We start from the raw sequence: 14,611 nt of genomic DNA, 5'->3' as shown, positions 1-14,611 counted from the left end.
TTTACCTTAACAGGTATTACACCTGTAAAAGATTCGCCCGGACACACGAGCTACCCGGGTGGCCACCCCTTCGGCGCGGCTCTAGCGTGCTGAACAAAAGCATAGGAAATGGATGGATCACACACCTCGGGAGGAAGTCGCATGAAGCTCGCGAACCCTGTGCCCGGCAGACCCTGCTGGGTCGAGCTGAGCACCTCGGACGTCCATGCGGCCCGGGCGTTCTACGCGACGCTCCTCGGGTGGCGGTCGGAGACCGACCCGCGGCCCGAGGCCGGCGGGTACACGATGGCGCGCATCGGCGAGGACGCCGTCGCGGCCTTCAGCCCCCTCTACCGTCAGGAGCAGCGGGCGGCCTGGACCGTGTCCTTCGCCACCGCGGACGCGGACGCGTCGGCCGACGCCGTGCGATCGGCGGGCGGCACGGTGCTCATGGGGCCCATGGACGTCTTCGACCTGGGGAGGTTCGTCGTGGCCGCCGACCCCGCCGGCGCGGTGTTCTCCGTCTGGCAGGCGCGCGCCTTTCCCGGCGCGGAGCGCTTCGGCGAACAGGGAACCCTGGGCTGGGCCGAGCTCCGCACACCTGACCCGAAGGGCGCGCTCGCCTTCTACCCGGCCGTGCTCGGCTGGACGGTCAACGCCACCGGACACTTCACGCACTGGGGCGTGGGCGGAACCGACTTCGGCGGCATGAAGGAACACACCGGCGAACCCACGCGTACGCCGCCGCACTGGCTGCCCTACTTCACGGTGGCCGACACCGAGGCCACCGCGGCGACGGCCCTGGCCTCGGGTGGTACACCGCTCGCACCCCCGAGGCAGGTCCCGGGCGGCCCATGGGTCGCGACGCTTCGCGACCCCCAAGGGGCGGATTTCGGCATCCGCACCCCCTGAGGGTGCCCCCACTCAAGGCCCTGGGGGCGGACCGGCCTCCTCCGGCGCCCGGAGCGTCTCCGCGGCGTCCGCCACCCTGCGCATCAGGCCGAAGAGGGTCTGCTGCTCGTCCACGGAGAGCGGACCGAGGAAGACCTGGTTCATACCCACCGTGCGCCTGGCGAGCCGACGGTGGGTGCCGGCGCCCTCGTCCGTGAGGCGGAGCAGGAAGCGCCGCCCGTCCTGCTGGTCACGCACCTTGTCCAGCAGACCCCGGCGCAGCAGCCGGGTGATCACCTCGGCGACGGTGGACCGGTCGAGGCCGACCCGCTCCCCCACCGTCCGCTGGTCGAGGCCCGGTTCGGCGGTCAGGGCGTTGAGCACGGCGAACTGGGGTGAGGTGATCTCCTGCGAGACCATCGCGTTCCAGAGCAGGTGGTGCGCCTGCTGCAGACGCCGGGCCAGGTGCCCGGGGTGGGTGCTCAGGTCGACGGCCTTCACGGCACCGCCCTCTCACTGTCGGCCGTCGGCGGCTGACTCCGCCGCCGACGCATCGAAGATACACAGTGTACTGAGGGTCTTGACCACAACGACGCGCCCTGGGTAGCTTCGCGGTCATCACATTTTACTCAGTGCACTGAGCAATATCCTCAATTCACGGAGCCGTGACATGACCGCACGTGACCTTCCCGCGTATCCGCTGCCCGACGGAATGAGCCAGCAGGAGATCGATTCGGAGGTGGCCAGGGCCGAGGCGGCGGCCGAGCCGGGTGCACACCATCCGCCGCGCGACTGCCCGCCGTACCGCAGCAGTCACTTCCGCCACCCGCACCGTTCGCTCATCCCCGTGCGCGACCCGGAGGCGGTCGAGCTGTCCGGGCCCGCCTTCGGTGTCACGGACGTGACCGCGTGGGACCGCGATCTGACCGCGCGGCACGGCGGTGAGCCGCTCGGGGAGCGGATCACCGTCAGCGGACGGGTGTCGGACCGGTCCGGCCGGCCGGTGCGTGGCCAGCTCGTCGAGGTGTGGCAGGCCAACGCCTCCGGGCGGTACGCCCATCAGCTGGACCAGCACCCGGCTCCACTCGACCCGAACTTCACCGGGTTCGGACGGTGCCTGACCGACGACGACGGCGGCTACTCGTTCACGACCGTCAGGCCGGGTGCCTATCCCTGGCGCAACCACCTCAACGCCTGGCGCCCCGCGCACATCCACTTCTCGCTGTTCGGTACGTCCTTCAGCCAGCGGCTCGTCACCCAGATGTACTTCCCCGGCGACCCGCTCCTCCCCTACGACCCGGTGATCAGGTCGGTCACGGACCAGGCGGCCCGTGAGCGGCTCATAGCGGCGTACGACCCCGACCTGTCCGTGCCCGAGCTGTCCCTCGGCTACCGCTGGGACATCGTCCTCGACGGCCCGTGCGCCACCTGGACCGAGGAAGAAGGCGACCACTGATGTCCCACCCCCCGACTCCCTCCCAGACCATCGGCCCCTTCTACGGCTACGCGCTGCCCTTCCCGGGAGGCAGCGAGGTCGCCCCGGCCGGGCACCCGGGCACGGTCACGGTGCACGGCTACGTGTTCGACGGCCGGGGGGAACCCGTGCCCGACGCGATCGTCGAGACCTGGCAGCCCGCTCCCGACGGATCGCGTACGGGTCTCCCCGGATCGCTGCGCCGGGACCCCGCGACGGGGGACGTGACCGGACGCAACGGGGTGGACTTCACCGGGTTCGGCCGCGCCCCGACGGACGCGGCCGGGTGCTGGTTCGTGCGTACGCTGCGGCCCGGCGGCGTCCCGTACCTCTGTGCCGCCGTGTTCGCCCGCGGCCTGGTCCACCACCTGCACACCCGGGTGTACCTCCCCGAGCTGCTCGACGAGGCTCCAGAGGCGGCCGACCCGCTGCTGGAGTCGCTGGACGCGGAACGGCGCGCCACACTGATCGCGACGCGTACGGACCCCCACACCTACCGCTTCGACATCCGTCTCCAGGGCGCCGACGAGACGGTCTTCCTGGAGTTCAGCTGATGCACGAGAGCGATGCCGGCCTCCTCGCCCCGGGACGGGCCGGCTCCGCGGCCGAGACCGCCACCGGCGACCACGCCTTCCTGCAGGCCATGCTCGACGCCGAAGCGGCCCTCACCCGGGCCCGGTCCGTCGCCGGGCTCGCCCCGGCCGGGGCGGGGCGGGCGGTCACCGCGGCGGCGGACGCCGGCCTGTTCGACGTGCGGGAGCTGGCGCTACGGGCGCGGGCCGGTGGCAATCCGGTAATTCCGCTGGTCGCCGACCTTGTCGCTGCCGTGGACGAGAGGGCGCGGCCCTTCGTCCACCAGGGCGCGACCAGCCAGGACATCCTCGACACGGCGGCGATGCTGGTGGCCTCGCGGACCCTGGCGCTCGTCCTGGACGACCTGGGGCGGACCGCCGACACGCTGGAGCGGCTGGCGGCCGGACACCGCGACGCGCCGATGCCCGGCCGCACGCTGACGCAGCACGCCGTGCCGACGGCCTTCGGTCTCAAGGCCGCCGGCTGGCGGTCGATGGTGCTCGACGCCCGGGACCGGCTCCGGTCCGTACGCACATCGCTACCCGCTCAGCTCGGCGGCGCGGCGGGCACACTGGCCGCGTTCTCCTCCGACGGCGGGGACGAGGCGGCTCTGGAGCTCGTCGCCGTCTACGCACGGGAACTGGGCCTGGCCGAGCCGCTGCTGCCCTGGCACACCCTGCGCACCCCGGTCGCCGACCTGGCCGGAGCTCTCGCCTTCACGGCGGGCGCGCTCGGCAAGGCGGCCGCCGATGTGCTCGCCCTGTCCCGTACCGAGACCGGCGAGCTGGCCGAGGGGTCCGGCGGCGGCTCCTCCGCCATGCCGCACAAGGCCAACCCGGTGCGCGCGACGCTGATCGCCGCCGCGGCCCGCCGCGCACCCGGGCTGGCCGCCACCCTGTACGGCTCGCTCGCCGCCGAGGACGAACGGCCGGCAGGGGCCTGGCACGCCGAATGGGAGCCGCTGCGCGACCTGTTGCGCCTGGTCGGCGGCGCGGCTCGGGACGCGGCGGAACTCACCGAAGGGCTCCGGGTGTTCCCGTCGGCGATGCGGAGCCACCTGGGGCTGACCGGCGGGCTGATCGTCTCGGAGCGGCTGGCCGCGGTCGCCGCCCATCGGGTGGGCCGCGCCCGCGCCCAGGAGATCCTCACCGGGGCAGCCGCGCGGGCCCGGGACGAGGGCAGGCCCCTCACCGAGATCCTCGCCGGGGAGCCCGCCTTCGACGGCCTCGATCTCGCTGAACTCACCGACCCCGCCCGGTACACCGGCTGTGCCGGGCTCCTCACCGACCGCGCTCTGGAGCGCCGATGACCACGACACCAGCCCGTCTCCTCCACCACCGCGCCGAGGGGCCGACGAGCGCACCCGCCCTCCTGCTCGGCCCCTCCCTCGGCACCTCCACCGCACTCTGGGACGGGGTCGCGCCCGAACTCTCGGTCAGCCACCGGACCGTGCGGTGGGACCTGCCGGGACACGGCGGCTCGCCCGCCGGTCTGATCGGTCCGGGGGCGGGGATCGCCGATCTGGGCGCCCTGGTGCTGGCCCTGGCCGACTCCCTGTCCCTGGAACGGTTCTCGTACGCCGGGGTGTCACTGGGCGGTGCGGTGGGCCTGTGGCTCGCGGTCCGTCACCCGGAGCGCGTCGAACGGCTGGCCGTGGTCTGTTCGTCCGCCCACTTCGGCGACCCGGGGCCGTGGCGGGAGCGGGCCGCCCTGGTGCGCGCCGAGGGCCTCGGCAAGGTCGCGGAGAGTGCGGCGGGCCGCTGGTTCACGCCCGGATTCACCGAGCCCCGGCTGCTCGACGATCTCCTGGCCACCGACCCGTCGGCGTACGCCGCGTGCTGCGACGCGCTCGCCGACTGCGATCTGCGGTCAGGGCTGTCGGACGTGCGGGCACCGACCGTGGTGATCGCCGGCCGCGAGGACCCGGCGACACCGGTCGAGCACGCCCGCGAGATCGCCGACGGCATCCCGGGGGCCGCGCTGACGGAACTGCCGCGCGCCTCCCACCTGGCTCCCGCCGAGCGTCCGCAGGCCGTGCGGGAGGTCCTGGCCGCGCACTTCGCGCCCCGCGAGCGCGGGAGCGGGACCGCCGTGCGCCGGGAGGTCCTCGGCGATGCGCACGTGGACCGTGCGCAGGCCGCGACCACGGAATTCACCGCACCGTTCCAGGAGTTCATCTCCCGCTACGCCTGGGGCGAGATCTGGACCGACCCGACGCTGTCCCGCCGCGAGCGCAGCCTGATCACGCTGACCGCGCTGGTCGCGCACGGCCACCACGGCGAGCTCGCCCTGCACGTACGCGCGGCGGTACGCAACGGCCTCGGCCCCCGGGAGATCGGGGCCGCACTGCTGCAGGCGGGGGTGTACTGCGGAGTGCCCGCGGCGAACGCGGCGTTCGCCGTGGCCGAGCGGGTCCTGACGGAGATGGAGGAGACGGAGCGGCCGGAGCGGGGGCGGGGCGGGGCTCAGGCGGACTGACCGTCCTCCGGTACGGACGCGTGGACCTGCGTGTCGTGCCCTCCGGGTGCAGGTTCCCTCCTGCGGATGCCCTCGCAGGAGTGCCGGGCCGGTTCGACGCTGCCAGGTGAGTGGGCCGGTGAGCAGCTGAGCCGCGATCCGAGGGTCTCCCCCGAGGACCGGCAGATCGCGGCTCACGTCTCAGTGGTGGGCGCGGCCGTGCCTCCTGCGTCGCTTCTTCCCCAGGTACTTGGACCTCGCCCGGGAGGGGACGACGACGTCCGCCATGTCCTCCACCTCCCGGAGGAAGGCGTCGACCTGGCCGGGCTCCTCCGCGTCAAGGCGGGAGAACTCCTGCTTGGCGCGCCCGTATTCGGCCAGCGCCTCGGTCCGATGCCCGCCCTGGCCACTCAGCGCATCGGCCAGTATCTTGCGCACCTGGGCGCGGTCCGACCGGCTTCGGAAGGTCCGGGTGTCCATCTCCTCGTACAGCGACAGCGCGTTCCGGGCTGCCTTCCTCGCCTGCTCGTACAGCTGCGGCGCCTCAGCTTCGTGTGCACGGGACTTCACGGCGCCCATCCGCAGATTGATCTCCGCGTAGAGGCGGTGCGTCGCCGCCCTGTCGAAACGGGTGGCCCATCTGTCCTCCGAGTGCATGACGTCGTACTGGTCCAACGCCTGCCGACAGCGCCGCAATGCCTCGGTACAGTCGTCCGAGGCTTCGGCGGGGCATCCCGCCCTCGCGAGATGCGCGGAGGCCAGGCGGTGCAGCGCCAGGGCGTGTTCCGGCCTGACGGCCTCGCGATAGCGCCGTTCCAGGAGCACGTAGTGATCGTTCACAGCTGCCGCATGGCTGCCGATACTCTCGTCCCACTGCCGCGTGGCAGCGTACGCCGAGCCCAGGATGGACAGCGCGAGGGCGTAGTCGCGCTCCCAGCGGCCCCGGTTCCTCGCGAGCAGTCCCTTGTACCTCGCGCAGGCGAGCTCTGCCTTCTCGACTGCCTCGTCCCCCCGCCGCATGTCGATGAGCTGCAGCGACAGGGCGCGCAGGGTGAACGCCTCCTCACCGGTGATCCTGTCGAGCTCGGCGCCGGGGATGTTCGGGTCCCTCGGCAGCTGCCGCGTCAACTCGCATGCTTCGGTGGTGGCTTGCAGAGCCTCTCGCTTCCGGTCGATGCCGCTGGCGGCGGACGCCTGCGCGCACAGCGCTCTGGCCAGGAGGGACGAGTCGAAACCGGGCGATTCACTCCTGCGCAGTTGCTCGAAGATCCGCACTGCCTCGCGGGCGTGATCGTGCGCCTCCTCGTACCGTCCGACGTCGTCGAGGCGATCGCCAAGCTCGCTGAGCATCTGGGCGAGCTCGAGCTGCCACGCGCTCCCGGGCGCCGCCTGCTCCAGCGCCCGGTAGGTGTCCACTGCCTCCCACGCGTTCTCGCAGGCCTGGCTCCGGTGGCCGGAGTTGGCGAGGTACAGGGACAGGTGCCGCAGGGCGGTCGCCAGCCCTGACCTGTTCGCCGTCGTCGTGGGCGTCGTGCCGCACCGGTAGTACGCCACGGCGTGGGTCGCTGTCGCGACCGCCAGTTCGAGCAGGGCGTCGGGAGGGTATTCGTCCAGCTCGGTGAGTACCTCGGCCGAGACCTCCTGGGCGGAGGTCTCACGCAAGGACGTGTTCAGCGCGGCGGCCAGGGATGCTCCGAGCGCACCTGCGGAGTCCCGGTGATCCGTCACCGCCATCTCCTTGACCAGCCTGATGATGGGGACGGCGTATTCGCGGAGCACCCGCTCAAGGACGATTCCGCGGGCCTTCTGCTGGGCCGTGTCGCCCGCTCCCCCGACGCCGGCCAGGTCGTCGTCACCCTCCTCCGGCTCGCGCCCGGCCGCGTGCCCGTCGGTCGCCGCCGTGATCTGCAGTACGTCGAGCACGTTCAGCACCTGTCGGCACCTGTCCGGGCTGTTCGAGGGGATGCCCGGTCCGGTGCCGCTCACGTCGAGCAACTGCGACGCCAGCTGCGGAAACATCTCGATCACCCTGGCCCCGAGCCGCTCGGCCAGGCGCTGCGGCTGGAGAGGGCGCAAGTAGCCGTCGCCGGCGAACTGCCCGTGCTGCCAGCGGGCGAAAGCTCGTCTGCGCCATTCCGACTCACCCGCGAGGTCGGGTACGAGCAGCAGCCGCCGGGCGGCTTCCGTCTCGCCGACCCCCTCCGTCTCCCTCGAGCCCTCCGTCCGCCCCGTGGCCACGGCGAGACTGGCGACGGCGACGATCCGCTCCAGCAGCACCGGATCGTCGGGGAGGTGCGCGGCCCGGGCGGACTCCTGCCATCTGCGGCGATCCACATCGATCGCGTAGTCCAACAGGGCGTCCCTGCGGAACTGAGCCGTCGTCACCACGGACCGGGATTCTTTGATGCTGCAGGCCCGCGCGTCCACCAGGGCCTGGATCAGAATCAGAAGGTAGCTGTCGAAGTCGTCGCTCTCCAGATCCGGCAGTACCTCGGTCGCGGGCGCGGAGGCCCGCATGCGTGCCAGACTTACGGGCTTGTCCTGCTCGTACCAGCTACGGAATGCCTGGTAGGCGGCCTGGTAGACGTCCTGGCGGTCCGCCAGGACCGGTGGTCCGAGGCAGGGCGGGTCGTTCTCGTCGACGAGGGCCTCGTATCGCCGCTTGAGTGACTGCCACCACGGACCGCCCCCCGCACCGTGAGCGACCGCCAGGATGCGCAACGGGTGCCGGCACTGACTGCTGACCGCGTTGGCGACGAGCGACTCCAGATGACCGGCGTGGGCGTCCGCGTCATCCACCACGAGGATTCGGTTCTCATCGAGGTCGCCCACCTCGGAGAACGCCGTCCAGAGCGGATCGACGAGCCCGGCAATCCACCCCCTGGCACCCATGCGAAGACAAAGCTCCCGGGCCAGCCGGGTCTTGCCCACCGCGGCGGGCCCGGACAGCAGACGTACCCGTATCCGCTCGGGCCCCTCGCACCATTCGGTCAGCTCGCGGACGACCTGCTTCCGCCCCTGGAACGGAACGACGTTGTAGCAGGCGTCGAGCAGATCCGTCTCGGACCACTGCGCGGCAGGCGGCAGAGGGCTGTAGGCCGGCTTCAGCATGCCGCCCCCCGCCCAGACCGGGTTGACCGCCAGCAGCGCGGCGGCCGCTTCCCGGCCGGCCGTCCGCCGTAGGCAGCTCACCGCTTCCGGACGGGCGGCCCGGTCGAAGATGCGGGCGACCGGCACGGCCGTCAATCGGCCCATGACGGCACCCCGGTCCTCGACGATGACGCCCACCAGATGGCCGCCGCTGAACAGGGCCGCCCCCGACATGCCGCTCCACAGGGACCCGCCGGGTTGTGGCAACGAGGTTCCGCTGTCGATCTGGAAGTTCCAGCGTTCGGCCGAGCGGGACCCGGCCCTGGACCCGGACACCGACCCCGACCGCGGGCTGACCGTGCCCCGGGCGTCCTCGACGTTGAGTCCTCCCTCGTCGTCCCGCTGTGCACGGGGGAAGCCGAGCGCCTGTGCCGGTACGGGCTTGTCGCCGACGAGGCGGCCCAGCCTCACCGGGCTCGAACGGCCCCTGTTCCGCAGTTCGAAGGGATCGTGATCGCCGCACGTCAGCAGCGCGTAGTCGAGATCGCGTGCGTCGCCGCACGCCGCGACCTCGAACACGCACGCTCGCTGCAGCACGTATTTGTCGTCGCCCGGCTCCCGGGCGTACCGGCGGACCTTGACCTGGGCACCCCGCTTCACGCAGTGCCCGGCGGTCAGCACGAGGTCGGGTGTGAGCAGATAGCCGGAGCCGCGCCGCCCGTCGCCGACGGACACGGAGACGACACGTTCGGCGTCGAGGCCGGGCATCAGTCGTCGCCGCCGTCGTCCGAGATCCGGTAGTCGGGAGGAACGGTCAGTGCCAGCTTGATCCGCTGGGCACTGGACCTGCCGTGCTTGAAGTCACCGGTGGCTTCGATGACCCAGAACCGCACGCCGCCCCTGCCACCGCCCTCCGTGGTGACCTGAACGGTGGCTTCCACTTCAATGCCGGAGACACCGAAGCGGAGATTCTCCCCTGCCGCTCTCCGCTGAGCTTCCTGCAGTTCCCAGCGGAGTGCCGCGACCATTTCGTTGAGCTGGAGTCCCCCGTCGGAGTTCTCGGCCATCGGTGGCGTCTCCTTCGCACAAGGAGTGCCGCACTCTCGTGCGGAGTGCCGCACCGGCGATGTCGTGACACTGCATGCCGCCAGGGCGGAAGCTGGTCGGGAGGCTGCGCTCGACCGATTCACTTCAGGTGCTTGGCACCACCCGCTCGGGGGATTCAGGACCGGAGCCCTGTGCCCGGCGTCATGCTCTTCACCGTCAAGTCTTCTCCTCCTGCTGACCGATGCAAGTCGATCAGCAGGGGAGGCCGGCAGCCGGAACGGCCTCCGGGCCGACTGCCTACGCGACCTCGCTCCACGCGGGTACGAGGAGATCCGTCCCGGCGACATGCGAGGAGAGGCACGTACGGGCATGCCGGCCGCACGGCCGGGCTCCCGGAGATCAGCCGAAGCCGCGGGCGTCCTGCTTGAGTGCGGTGTCCACGGTCAGAGCCGTCGCTACGACGAGGCTCAGCAGCGGTTCGGGCAGCTGGTAGTGGATCTGCAGCACGTAGTTGTCCGCCGTGGTGAACATGGTCTTCGCCAGGCCCTCCCAGGTCTTGGTGATCCTGGCGATCTCGGCGCCGTTGTGGTCGACGATGGCGAAGTTCCAGGCGCGCCAGTTCTCGGCCTTGATGGCTCCGACCTGCTGCCCGTCGACCGTCATGGCGAAGTTGATCTTGCCGATGGCGTTCTGCTGGACGATCTCGCCGACGGGCTGCCCGTCGGGACGCTGCACCACGACCCGGGACTTGATGAACTTCGCCGGGCGGGTGAGGAGCAGCTGCGGCTGCCCGTAGGCGTCGCGGATCTCGAGGCGGTGCGTGAGGTACTGGTCGATGCTGGAGACGAACCTGAGCACCTTGCGCAGGCCGCTCTGGCCGACCTGGACCACCGAACCGACCGTGTTGCCCTGCTGGTCGAAGACGCTGTACTCGTTCGTGAGCTCGATCAGCTTGGCCTTCTGGTTGACGACCAGGACCTGCTGGTCGAACAACGAGCCGCCACCGGGGGCCGCCTGCCGAGGAACGGCCTGCGCGGGCGCGGCCTGCTGCGGGGCGTACTGCTGGCCGGCTGCCTGCTGAGGGGCGAACTGCTGCTGCGGAACCGCGGCGTGCGGCTGGGCCGCCTGCACCTGACTGGCTCGGGGCTGAGCGACCTGGGCCTGGGCGGGCGCCTGGGCCTGGGCGGGGTGCGTGTGCTCGGTCCACCGGGAACCGTCCCAGTAGCGCAGCAGCTGGGGCGCGCCGTGAGGATCCGGATGCCAACCCGCAGGTACGTTCGATTGCGTCGTCACCGGGGCACACTATCCTGCCGAACTACGGGCCGAACTCATTGAACATTCACACACCATCTACGATGGCGGCGATGACCAGAGCGAGCGGGTGGACGGACCGGCGACGGGGCGGCAGCGCCCTGCCCGTCATCCTGGGCTGGGCACTGATGCTCGTGGCGGTGTTCCTCTGCTGCTCCCCGGCCACCACGTCCGCGCCCGGCGCCGAGACCACCTCCGCAACCGCCACCAGAGCCTTCACCCCGGTCGCCTCGGCGGTCGCGTCGGTCGTCGTGGCCGACGCCCCCGATGAGCGCGGGATCGGCAGCTCCTGTCACGGTACGGCGGACCGTTCGACGGCAGTCGTGCTGCCCGGCCATCCCGCTCCCACAGCCCTCCCCTGCACCTCTGCGGCCCTCCGGGCGGTCCCGCCCACCGGCGCCGCAGCCATCCGGGGCCCCTCGAACGACAGCGTGGGCGCAGTCGACCCATTGCGTCTGCAGGTCCAGCGGATCTAGGCCTCCCGGCCCCGTCCTCCGCGCCGCAGACAGGCCGGAGGCGGGAACCCGTGTGCCCTTGTCACCGCGTGGCGCGCCTTCCGCGCACGCGATCCGCTGAGCCCGAGGACCTGACATGACTTCCGCCAAGAACCAGAACAGCTCTGCCGCACGCCGCGCCAAGCTCGAGGAGGCCCGCCGCAAGGAGCGGGCCCGCGAGCGCCGCAGCCGCATCATCACCATCACCGCGGCCGTCGTCGTGCTCGCCGGACTCGTCGCCGGGGGCGGCTACCTGATGTCGGCCGCCGACGAGCAGGACAAGGCCGAGGAGCAGGCCAGGACCTCGCCCGTCACCGGCGAGAAGTCCTGGGACGACCTCGACCAGGACCACGTCCGGACACCCGTCGACTACCCGATGAACCCGCCCGTCGGCGGTGACCACGACCCGGTGTGGATGAACTGCGACGCGGACGTCTACACCGAGGCGATACCGAAGGAGAACGCCGTCCACTCCCTGGAGCACGGCGCCGTCTGGGTCACGTACAACGACAAGGCGAAGGACGCCGACGTCGAGGCCCTCTCCGAGCGCGTCGCCAGGACGCCGTACTCCCTGATGAGCCCCGTGGCCGACCAGAAGGGCCCGCTGATGCTCAGCGCCTGGGGCAAGCAGCTCACCGTGAAGAGCGCCACCGACGCCCGCGTCGCACAGTTCTTCACCAAGTACGTCCAGGGCGCGCAGACACCCGAGCCGGGTGCCGCCTGCTCCGGCGGGGTCGCCAAGTGACCTCGTCCGCGCATGCCTCCCGTTCACTGGTGTGGGCGGGCGCCGTGGTGTTCGTCGTGGCCGTCGGGCTCGTCCTGCTGATGGTCGTACGGCCCTCGGCGGCCTCCTCCTCCGGCTCCGGGGCACCCGTTGCCGTGCCCGCGGAGAGCTCGGCCGATGTGGGGTTCGCCCGGGACATGTCGGTCCATCACCAGCAGGCCGTGGAGATGGCCTTCATCGTGCGGGACCGCACGGGTGACGAGGACGTGCGCCGGCTCGCGTACGACATCGTCAACACCCAGGCCAACCAGCGCGGGATGATGCTGGGCTGGCTGGAGTCATGGAAGAGGCCCAAGAGCTCCGACCGGCCGCCGATGGCGTGGATGGGCCATGCGGTCACCCCCTCCGACGGCTCCCTCATGCCGGGCATGGCGACGGACACCCAGCTGGACCGGCTGCGCGCGGCCGACGGCAGGGACGCCGAGGTGCTGTTCCTGGAACTGATGACCGTCCACCACCGCGCGGGGGCCGACATGGCTCAGGCGGCGGCCGACGCCGCGGGCTCGGAGGAGATCAAGCACCTGGCCGCCGGCATGGCCCGGGCACAGGAGTCGGAGATCTCTCTGATGGCGGACATGCTGAAGGCCCGGGGTGCCAAGCCCTGAGCCCCGGGGCGGGCGACGGGCGGGTCCGGCGGCAGACGTCGCCGGACCCGCCCGCCCCGCGAGTTCACCTGGCGCCCATGTCCTTCTCACGGGCGCGACACCGGACCAGTGCTCCTTCGGCCGCCACTTCCTGAGTCATGGACCTGTCCCTCTCACGACAGGAAGCATCCGTGCGCATGGACCGCTCCCCTCGCCTGGCGGCCGCAGCCCTCCTCGATACGGCGCTGATCACTCTGGTCCCGCTGTCCCCCGCGCACGCACGCACGCTCCCTGCCGTCCGTCGGCGCGACGGCCGAGCTGTACGACGACGAGGCGGGCGGCAACGCCGACGCCGACGACCCCGCGATCTGGCGCGACGACGCCCATCCCGGGCGCAGCCTGGTCGTCGCCACCGCCAAGGAGGGCGGGCTGCGGGTCTACGGCCTGGACGCGTCCCTTTCAAGTTCGTCGACCTGCGCGACGTGCTGGACGCGGCGGACGTCCAGCGCTTGGCCCGGGCCTCGCACCGCGAGCCGCGTTCCGGAAGGCATCGCATAGGCTCGTCAGCGATATGAAGAGCTACCTCGCGCCCCTGGGGTCCAAGGCCGACAAGGACACCGTGCGACGCCACAACCTGAGCCTCGTGCTGCGCGCCGTACGGGACGAGGGTGGGACCGGCGAGGCGACCCGGGCCGGGGTGTCGGCCCGGGTGGGCCTCACCCGGGCCGCGGTGTCCTCCCTGGTCGAACAGCTGCTGGACAGTGGCTTCGTCACCGAGTCGGGCAAGACGTTCAGCGGTCAGGCGGGACGCCCCGGTACGGCGCTGAAGGTGGCGCGCACCGGGCCGGCCGGGCTCGGCGTGGAGGTCAACATCGACTACGTGTCGGTGTGCGTCGTGGATCTGGCGGGCACCGGCCGGGTGCGGCAGACCGAGCACCTGGACAACCGCGGCGCACCGCCCGAAGAGGTCCTGGCCCGGGCGGCGGGGATCGCCGCGCGCACCCTGGACTCGGCGCGGGAGCAGGGTCTGTACCCGGTCGGTACGGCGCTCGCACTGCCCGGGCTCGTCTCGGGCGGTTCGGTGCGCCAGGCGCCGAACCTGGGCTGGAACCGGGTCGCGGCAGAAGACCTGTTCGCGGAGGCTCTCGCCGGTCTGCGCCCCGGCACGGCACCGCTGCCCGTGCGTTCGGAGAACGAGGCGAATCTCGCGGCGCTGGCGGAACTGTGGTTCGGCGGGCTCGACACCGTCCGCAGCTTCCTCTACCTGACGGGCGAGATCGGCGTCGGCGGCGCCCTGGTGCTCGACGGCGAACTGCTGCGCGGCGCACACGGTTTCGCCGGTGAGATCGGGCACGTGGTGGTGGACCCGACGGGCCCCGGGTGCCGCTGCGGATCGCGCGGCTGCCTGGAGCAGTACGCCGGTCAGTCGGCCCTGCTGCGCGCGGCCGGCATCGACGAGGCCGCGGGCAGTGCCGCGGGAGTGATGGAGCTGGAGCGACGGGCGCAGGCGGGCGACCCGGTGGCGCTGGCCGCCGTGGCCGACGCCGGCCGGATGCTGGGACAGGTGCTGTCGGGGGCCGTGAATCTGTTCGACCCGGACGCGGTGGTGCTCGGCGGGATATACCGCGGCCTGATGCCGTGGCTCGCGCCGCCCGCCGACGAGGAGCTGACGGGGCGCGTGGTGTCCGGCCTCTGGTCCCGCGGGGGCGGCAGGCTGCGCGCCTCGTCCGTCGCGGGAGACGCGGCGCGGGGTGCGGCGGCACTCGTGGTGCAGGACGTGCTGGCCGACCCGGTGGCGTATGCCCGGTCCGCGCCGGAGGTCGTCTGACAGCCGGGGTGCCCGGTGGTGGGTCGGGCACCCCGGTGGGTGGGTGTGGTGGGTCAGCGGACGCCGAGGAGGTGTTCCATGGCGAGCTGGTCGAGGGCT

14 protein-coding genes are annotated in these 14,611 nt (G+C 71.9%); 10 read left to right on the top strand and 4 right to left on the bottom strand.

The genetic code is table 11. The features are described from left to right. The first annotated feature begins 141 nt into the window (after window positions 1-141). Window positions 142-891, top strand: a complete 750-nt coding sequence (locus tag ABZ441_RS22105) for a VOC family protein (protein WP_358976816.1) — start codon at window positions 142-144, stop codon at window positions 889-891. Window positions 892-903: 12 nt separating this feature from the next. Here ABZ441_RS22105 and ABZ441_RS22100 read toward each other — a convergent pair whose 3' ends face one another. After that, entirely contained in the window at window positions 904-1,371 is a 468-nt protein-coding gene (locus ABZ441_RS22100; RefSeq protein ID WP_358976813.1) for a MarR family transcriptional regulator, read from the bottom strand. Window positions 1,372-1,540: 169 nt separating this feature from the next. On the opposite strand from ABZ441_RS22100, the gene pcaH reads away from it, so the two are divergent. Genes pcaH through pcaD form a run of 4 tightly spaced genes read left to right on the top strand, consistent with a single transcriptional unit; the run spans window position 1,541 to window position 5,395 of the window. Beyond that, the gene (gene pcaH / locus ABZ441_RS22095; RefSeq protein WP_358976810.1) at window positions 1,541-2,326 is read left to right on the top strand and encodes a protocatechuate 3,4-dioxygenase subunit beta; all 786 of its coding nucleotides are present in this window, start codon (window positions 1,541-1,543) and stop codon (window positions 2,324-2,326) included. Beyond that, window positions 2,326-2,898: a protocatechuate 3,4-dioxygenase subunit alpha gene (gene pcaG, locus ABZ441_RS22090; RefSeq protein ID WP_358976808.1), complete on the top strand. Its 573-nt coding sequence runs from the start codon at window positions 2,326-2,328 to the stop codon at window positions 2,896-2,898. Before pcaH ends, pcaG begins: the two co-directional genes overlap by 1 nt. Then, a complete protein-coding gene (pcaB, locus tag ABZ441_RS22085; RefSeq protein ID WP_358976805.1) occupies window positions 2,898-4,226 on the top strand; it encodes a 3-carboxy-cis,cis-muconate cycloisomerase in 1,329 nt (442 codons plus the stop codon). The genes pcaG and pcaB overlap by 1 nt, the downstream gene beginning before the upstream one ends. Next, window positions 4,223-5,395 carry a 3-oxoadipate enol-lactonase gene (gene pcaD / locus ABZ441_RS22080; protein WP_358976802.1) on the top strand — a complete coding sequence of 391 codons (1,173 nt, stop codon included), beginning with the start codon at window positions 4,223-4,225 and terminating at the stop codon, window positions 5,393-5,395. The genes pcaB and pcaD overlap by 4 nt, the downstream gene beginning before the upstream one ends. Window positions 5,396-5,575: 180 nt before the next feature. Here pcaD and ABZ441_RS22075 read toward each other — a convergent pair whose 3' ends face one another. The 3 genes from ABZ441_RS22075 to ABZ441_RS22065 all read right to left on the bottom strand — a co-directional run bounded on the left by ABZ441_RS22075 (window position 5,576) and on the right by ABZ441_RS22065 (window position 10,804). Then, a complete protein-coding gene (locus tag ABZ441_RS22075; RefSeq protein WP_358976800.1) occupies window positions 5,576-9,232 on the bottom strand; it encodes a trypsin-like peptidase domain-containing protein in 3,657 nt (1,218 codons plus the stop codon). Beyond that, complete coding sequence (locus ABZ441_RS22070; protein ID WP_358976798.1) at window positions 9,232-9,531, bottom strand: trypco2 family protein; 300 nt, start codon at window positions 9,529-9,531, stop codon at window positions 9,232-9,234. Before ABZ441_RS22070 ends, ABZ441_RS22075 begins: the two co-directional genes overlap by 1 nt. A gap of 379 nt (window positions 9,532-9,910) precedes the next feature. Next, window positions 9,911-10,804, bottom strand: a complete 894-nt coding sequence (locus ABZ441_RS22065) for a phospholipid scramblase-related protein (protein ID WP_358976796.1) — start codon at window positions 10,802-10,804, stop codon at window positions 9,911-9,913. Between the two features lie 71 nt (window positions 10,805-10,875). Between ABZ441_RS22065 and ABZ441_RS22060 the strand changes: the two genes are divergently transcribed. The 5 genes from ABZ441_RS22060 to ABZ441_RS22040 all read left to right on the top strand — a co-directional run bounded on the left by ABZ441_RS22060 (window position 10,876) and on the right by ABZ441_RS22040 (window position 14,512). Beyond that, window positions 10,876-11,298 carry a hypothetical protein gene (locus ABZ441_RS22060; protein WP_358976793.1) on the top strand — a complete coding sequence of 141 codons (423 nt, stop codon included), beginning with the start codon at window positions 10,876-10,878 and terminating at the stop codon, window positions 11,296-11,298. A gap of 115 nt (window positions 11,299-11,413) precedes the next feature. After that, a complete protein-coding gene (locus ABZ441_RS22055) occupies window positions 11,414-12,061 on the top strand; it encodes a DUF3105 domain-containing protein (protein ID WP_358976791.1) in 648 nt (215 codons plus the stop codon). Beyond that, complete coding sequence (locus tag ABZ441_RS22050; RefSeq protein ID WP_358976788.1) at window positions 12,058-12,705, top strand: DUF305 domain-containing protein; 648 nt, start codon at window positions 12,058-12,060, stop codon at window positions 12,703-12,705. Before ABZ441_RS22055 ends, ABZ441_RS22050 begins: the two co-directional genes overlap by 4 nt. Window positions 12,706-12,975: 270 nt before the next feature. Then, the gene (locus ABZ441_RS22045; RefSeq protein WP_358977089.1) at window positions 12,976-13,242 is read left to right on the top strand and encodes a phytase; all 267 of its coding nucleotides are present in this window, start codon (window positions 12,976-12,978) and stop codon (window positions 13,240-13,242) included. 13 nt (window positions 13,243-13,255) lie between these two features. After that, a complete protein-coding gene (locus ABZ441_RS22040; protein WP_358976786.1) occupies window positions 13,256-14,512 on the top strand; it encodes an ROK family protein in 1,257 nt (418 codons plus the stop codon). The last annotated feature ends 99 nt before the right edge of the window (window positions 14,513-14,611 follow it).

Source organism: Streptomyces sp. NPDC005752 (genome assembly GCF_040630715.1).
GTDB lineage: Bacteria > Actinomycetota > Actinomycetes > Streptomycetales > Streptomycetaceae > Streptomyces.
Note: the sequence above shows the minus strand (reverse complement) of the source record. Positions and strands in the feature narration are given on the sequence as shown.